Source organism: Bradyrhizobium sp., from assembly GCF_027451485.1.
In the GTDB taxonomy this organism is placed as follows: Bacteria; Pseudomonadota; Alphaproteobacteria; order Rhizobiales; family Xanthobacteraceae; genus Bradyrhizobium.
Genome location: NZ_DAIDJE010000093.1, coordinates 1 through 2096 on the forward strand (window position 1 = coordinate 1; position 2096 = coordinate 2096).

General features: G+C 65.4%; 3 protein-coding genes. 1 reads left to right on the top strand and 2 read right to left on the bottom strand.

Going from position 1 to position 2096, the window contains the following annotated elements; translation table 11 throughout:
• Together NEZ08_RS12360 and NEZ08_RS12365 are read right to left on the bottom strand one after the other, a co-directional pair.
• A partial coding sequence (locus NEZ08_RS12360) for an ATP-binding cassette domain-containing protein (protein ID WP_298107198.1) occupies positions 1–856 on the bottom strand: 856 nt, incomplete at its 3' end.
• Positions 857–865: 9 nt separating this feature from the next.
• Complete coding sequence (locus NEZ08_RS12365) at positions 866–1363, bottom strand: YaiI/YqxD family protein (RefSeq protein ID WP_298107199.1); 498 nt, start codon at positions 1361–1363, stop codon at positions 866–868.
• 137 nt (positions 1364–1500) lie between these two features.
• Between NEZ08_RS12365 and NEZ08_RS12370 the strand changes: the two genes are divergently transcribed.
• Positions 1501–2096, top strand: a 596-nt coding sequence (locus tag NEZ08_RS12370; protein ID WP_298107200.1) for a MaoC family dehydratase, incomplete at its 3' end; no start/stop codon positions are given.

Genomic DNA, 2096 nt, shown 5'->3' on the forward strand with positions numbered 1-2096 from the left:
TGGCCTCGATAACCAATCGCCCCGATTTCTCGGCTTCCGCCGCGGCCAGATTGGCACTACCGGCCGCGCCGCGATAATCGCGGCGTTGCTGCCGCAGCGCCAGAAGATTGCCTAGCCGTTTGACGTTGCGCTTGCGCCGGCCAGAGACGCCGTAACGCAGCCAATGTTCCTCGTTGACGATCTTGCGATCGAGCTTGTGCTGCTCGCGCTCCTCTTCGGCCAGAACCTCGTCGCGCCAGCTCTCGAACGAGGCAAAGCCGCGATCGATCTGTCTTATTTTGCCGCGGTCGAGCCAGGCGGTCGAGCGCGAAAGGTTGGAGAGAAAGCGCCGATCGTGGCTGATGAGGACCAGCGCGCTGCGCCGGCCGTCGAGTTCGCTTTCCAACCACTCGATGGTGGTGAGATCGAGGTGGTTGGTCGGCTCGTCCAGGAGCAGGATGTCGGGCGAGGGCGCCAGCACCCGTGCCAGCGCCGCGCGCCGGGCCTCGCCGCCGGACAGATGGTTGGGATCTTCGTCGCCGCGAAGGCCGAGCTGCTCCAGCAGGTAGCGGGCCTGATAGCGATCATCACCGGGACCGAGGCCGGCCTCGACGTAGCCCAGCGTGGTCGGATGGCCGGAGAAATCCGGCTCCTGCGGCAGGTAGCGGATGGTCGCGCCGGGCTGCACAAAGCGGCTGCCGTGATCGGGCTCGACGAGACCGGCCGCAATCTTGAGCAGCGTGGATTTGCCGGAGCCGTTGCGGCCGATCAGGCAGACGCGCTCTTCCGCCGAAACGGACAATTCGACGCCGGACAGGAGCGGGGTGCCGCCGAAGGTAAGGCTGATATCCCTGAGCTGGATGAGCGGCGGGGCCATGGTTTCTCGTCAGACTTGCCTGGAGCCAGGGGCTTCGGCTTGGCGGCGCTGGATGCGGCGGATGGCCTGGTCGAGCGCCGAGAGGAAGGCGGAGCGATCGCGCGCAGCAAAAGATTTTGGCCCGCCGGTGATTTCGCCCGATGAACGCAGGTCCGCCATCAGGTTGCGGACGGCGAGCGTCATGCCGATCGATTGCTCGGTGAACGGCTTGCCGTTGGGAGCGATCACCTCGGCGCCCGTTTTCACGCAGCGGCTGGCGAGCGGAATGTCGGCAGTGACAACAATATCGCAAGGGCCGGCTCGCTCTGCGATCCAGTCGTCCGCGGCGTCCATGGCCGGCCCCGCCGCGATCCGCTCGATCAGCCGATCCTGCGGTACCCGGATGAATTGGCCGGCGACGACACTGACCGGAAGACCGTGCCGCGCCGCGACCCGGTAGATCTCATCTTTCACCGGGCAGGCGTCGGCGTCGACATAGATGCGGATGGGGTTCGAGAGCGTTGTCATCGATAGCGGACAGATGGGGATGTAAGGCCCGCGTGGTAGCCCATCGGCGCATAAATGGCGAGCGAAAGCCTGCCCTTGCAAGGGCGGTTTCGCGGCGTACGATACCGACGGGGAACACGCTGAAAACGGAATGCGGCATGACCAGCGCCATCCAGACCTACCGCGTCGCGGCCTACAACACCGCCAAATTGTCCGAAAACAAGATGCACGATGACGCCGTCGCGCGGAAGTTCGGCTTTAGCGGCGGGCTCGTGCCCGGTGTCGACGTCATGGCTTACATGATGCATCTGCCGGTCGCCAAATGGGGCCGCGACTTTCTCGCGCGCGGGCTGATCGAGGCGCGTTTCGTCAAGCCGGTCTATGACGGCGAGATCGCCGATATTCGAGGAGAGGAAACGGACGGCGTGATCGCAATCGAAGTCGAAAGCCGGGGCGAACTTTGCGCGACCGGCGCGGCTTCACTACCTGCGGGGCTGCCTTCGATCTCGATCGCCGACTTTCCCGCCACCGCGCCGGTCGCGGAGCGAAAGCCCGTCGGCGCGGCTTCCTACGAACCTGGCAGATGGCTGGGCTCGATGCCGCGCAGCTGGGCCGGTGACGCCGCGGACGAATATCTCGACGAGGTGCGTGAGGTCGACGGGATCTACGTACGTGAGGGCCTCGGCCATCCCGGGCTGTTGCAGCGGGTGATGAACAAGGTGCTGGTTGACAACGCCATCCTGGGGCCGTGGAT